The sequence below is a fragment of the Arthrobacter sp. 2YAF22_2 genome, assembly GCF_052114645.1.
In the GTDB taxonomy this organism is placed as follows: Bacteria; Actinomycetota; Actinomycetes; order Actinomycetales; family Micrococcaceae; genus Arthrobacter.
Map to the genome: position 1 here is coordinate 1 of NZ_JBFRFD010000394.1, position 3,564 is coordinate 3,564.

The following is a 3,564-nucleotide window of genomic DNA, read 5'->3' on the forward strand; positions in this document are numbered from 1 at the left end:
GCGAGGATCGTGACGGCCTCCGTGACCGTGGTGGACGCCCACGGGGCGGTCATCAAAGAACACGAATGGCTGGCCGATCCGGGCGTGGAAATCCCCACCGAGGCCAGCGATGTGCACGGAGTCACCACCGAACAGGCCCGCCGCGAGGGCCGCCCGGCTGCCGAGGTGACACGGGAACTGGCGGCGGTCCTGCAGGAACTGTTCGACACCGGCGTTCCGGTGATTGCGTTCAACGCCAGTTACGATTTCACCGTGCTCGCCGCCGAGTCGGCCCGCTACGGCGTACCCCAGCTCAGCCGCTTCCCCGTCCTGGACCCCTACATCATGAACAAGCAGGTGGACCGGTACCGCAAGGGCAAGCGCACCCTCACCGCGCTGTGCGAGGAGTACGGCGTGAACCTGGACAACGCCCACACGTCCGCGGCGGATGCGCTGGCGACGTTGCGCATGCTCGACGCGATGGCCGGGAAGTTTCCAAAGCTGCGCATGCCGGCCAGCCACCTCCACCAACTCCAGGTCGAGTGGGCCACCTCCCAGGCCTCGGATTTTCAAAGCTATCTGCGCAAGACCAAGCCGGCCGCCGTGATCGAGGGTGACTGGCCGGTGCTGCCGCCCGAAGACGCCAGCCGCGGCGACTTCTAGGGCGGTGCCCGGGCCGCGGCCTTCCGTGGATCCCCTGCGGCGTCCTTCTTAAACCGACACGTTGGCCCCGAACAGGCCTCCCTTAGGCGTCTGCGGGGCGCAAATCCAGTGCTAGCGACGCAAATCACATCCACGGGGGTTCGCGCCGCCGGCTTCCGGGACCGGCGATGATTCCGCCGAGTCCCGCCGGCACCGGCCGCGGCGGCAGTCTATCCCGCCTGACCGTGGAGATTCTTCGCTTAGCGCCTACTTCGACAGCGGATAATTCGGATTGAGACGCCTTCTGGGGCGGGTGACACAATTATCTTTCGCGGCACGCTGGTTCAGCCGGTGCCTAAACCAACAGCCGGGCCCGATGAGCCTCCCCGCGACCCACTGAATGTCAGACGAAAGTGAATGCGTGATGAAAAGCAAAGCCCTGAAGTGGCTGACCGCGGCTCCCGTCGCCGTAGCCCTGGCCGTTTCCCTCGCAGCCTGCGGCTCGGGATCGGCGCAGCCCAGCGGCTCGCCCACCGACGCCCTCGCCGGCAGCGACCAGCAGACGCTGGACAAGTACACCACCAAGGACGTCACCCCCTTGGACAAGATCGACAAGACCAAGCTCGGCCTCACCACCGAGGGCACCCTCCGTGTTGGCACCCTCTCCGATGCCCCTCCCAACATCTTCATTGACCCGTCGGGCAAGTTCACCGGCTATGACAACGAACTGCTGCGCGCCGTGGGCGACAAGCTGGGGCTCAAGGTCGAATTCGCCTCCACTGACTTCTCCGCGTTGCTTTCCCAGGTCAAGAACAAGCAGTTCGACGTCGGATCCTCCTCGATCTCCACGACGGACAAGCGACGCGAGACCGTTGGCTTCACCAACGGCTACGACTTCGGCTACATGGCCGTCGTGACCAAGAGCGACGCCAAGGTCAAGGGCTTCGCCGACCTGAAGGACGGCGTCCGCATCGGCGTCGTCCAGGGCACTGTCCAGGACGACTACGTGACCAACACGCTCAAGCTCGAGCCGGTCCGTTTCCCGGATTACAACACCGTGTACGCCAACGTGAAGAGCGGCCAGGTGGATGCCTGGGTGGCACCGTCGCAGCAGGCCACCGGCCAGGTCAAGGAGGGCGACAACACCGAGATTGCCGAAAAGGTCGTCAACACCCAGAACTTCACTGCTTGGGCAGTGAACAAGGACAACCAGCCGCTGATTGATGCCCTCAATTCCGGCCTCGACGCCGTGATCGCTGACGGCACGTGGACCAAGCTCACGGCCCAGTGGTACACGGACCGCCCGACCGCTGCCGAGCAGACCCCGCAGGGCTGGAAGCCGGGCAGCAAGGCCGTCCTGGTTCCCGCGAAGTAGTCCGGCGCGTTTCGTGGATTTCCTCACACTGCTTTCTGATACCTTCCTGGACTGGAAGGCGATAGGCGAAGTCCTGCCCAAGATGTTTGCCGTCGGGCTGCCAAACACGCTCGTTTTGGCCGTCACCTCGGGCGTCATCGGGACGGTGCTTGGCATGGTGCTTGCCCTCATGGGGATTTCCCGGAACGCCGCCGCCCGCTGGATTGCACGCATCTACACCGATGTGCTGCGCGGGCTGCCGCCCATCCTGACCATCTTGGTGATCGGGCTGGGCTTCGGACCGATTTTCAAGCAAGTCACCGGATCCAGCAGCCCGTATCCGATGGCTATCGCTGCACTGTCGCTGATGTCGGCCGCTTACATCGGCGAAATCTTCCGCTCCGGGATCCAGAGTGTCGACAAGGGCCAGCTTGAGGCCACCCGCGCGCTGGGCTTCGGCTACGGCCCCGCCATGCGCCTGGTCGTCGTGCCCCAGGGTGTCCGGCGGGTCCTGCCGGCGCTGGTCAACCAGTTCATTGCCTTGATCAAGGAGTCGTCCCTGGTCTTCATGCTCGGCCTCCTGGCCACGGAACGCGAAATCTTCCAGATCGGCAAGGACGCGGCGTCCAACAGCGGAAACCTTTCACCGTACGTGGCGGCCGCGGTGTTCTATTTGGCGCTCACCGTCCCGCTGACGCACTTCGTGAACTGGATCGACCGCCGTCTGCGCTCGGGCCGGCCGGAGAAGAAAGAACCGGACGAGGCAGCCGCCGTCGTCGGAAAGGGAGCCCAGGCATGAGTGAGTTCGTTTCAGGATCGCTGACGGCACGGAACATCCATCTGGCTTTCGGGTCGAACAAGGTCCTGCGCGGCATCGACCTGCATGTCGAGAAGGGCAGCACGGCCTCCGTGATCGGCCCTTCGGGCTCCGGCAAGTCCACCCTCCTTCGGGTCATGAACCGGCTGATCGAACCCGAGCAGGGCGACATTCTGCTGGACGGCCGCTCGGTGCTCAAGGACAACCCGGATGAACTGCGCCGGCGGATCGGCATGGTCTTCCAGCAATTCAACTTGTTCCCGCACAAGACAGTGGTGGAGAACGTGTCCCTGGCGCTCCGGAAGTTGCGCGGGATGTCCAAGGAGCAGGCACGGGCCGAGGCGCTGGCCCAGCTGGAGCTCGTGGGCCTGAAGCACAAGGCGGATTCCCGGCCCGCCAACCTCTCCGGCGGCCAGCAGCAGCGGGTGGCCATCGCCCGCGCGCTGGCCATGAAGCCTGAAGTGATGTTCTTTGACGAGGCCACTTCGGCGCTGGACCCTGAGCTGGTCAAGGGTGTCCTGGCGCTCATGACCGATCTCGCCAAGGGGGGCATGACCATGGTGGTGGTGACCCACGAGATGGGCTTCTCGAGGAACGTGTCGGACACCGTGACCTTTATGGATGCGGGCGTCGTCGTGGAGACCGGACCGCCGGAACAACTCTTCACGGAGCCGCGGACCGAGCGGCTGAAGGGCTTCCTTTCGGACGTCCTCTAGAGCGCTGCTTAAACACTTTCGGCACCCGCTACGGCGGGTGCCGAAAGTGTTTAAGC

4 protein-coding genes are annotated in these 3,564 nt (G+C 64.6%); all 4 read left to right on the top strand.

The genetic code is table 11. The features are described 5' to 3' along the window. The coding region (locus tag AB4Y86_RS14640; protein ID WP_441402927.1) for a 3'-5' exonuclease at positions 1-642 on the top strand (642 nt) is incomplete at its 5' end. A gap of 403 nt (positions 643-1,045) precedes the next feature. After that, the gene (locus tag AB4Y86_RS14645) at positions 1,046-1,996 is read left to right on the top strand and encodes an ABC transporter substrate-binding protein (RefSeq protein WP_441402928.1); all 951 of its coding nucleotides are present in this window, start codon (positions 1,046-1,048) and stop codon (positions 1,994-1,996) included. Positions 1,997-2,009: 13 nt separating this feature from the next. After that, a complete protein-coding gene (locus tag AB4Y86_RS14650; RefSeq protein WP_441402929.1) occupies positions 2,010-2,774 on the top strand; it encodes an amino acid ABC transporter permease in 765 nt (254 codons plus the stop codon). Next, positions 2,771-3,508: an amino acid ABC transporter ATP-binding protein gene (locus tag AB4Y86_RS14655; protein WP_441402930.1), complete on the top strand. Its 738-nt coding sequence runs from the start codon at positions 2,771-2,773 to the stop codon at positions 3,506-3,508. The genes AB4Y86_RS14650 and AB4Y86_RS14655 overlap by 4 nt, the downstream gene beginning before the upstream one ends. Positions 3,509-3,564: the final 56 nt, after the last annotated feature.

Coding starts and splice junctions, on each gene's coding strand:
- AB4Y86_RS14645 (WP_441402928.1), top strand. CDS start 1,046: ATGAAAAGCAAAGCCCTGAAGTGGCTGACCGCGGCTCCCGTCGCCGTA.
- AB4Y86_RS14655 (WP_441402930.1), top strand. CDS start 2,771: ATGAGTGAGTTCGTTTCAGGATCGCTGACGGCACGGAACATCCATCTG.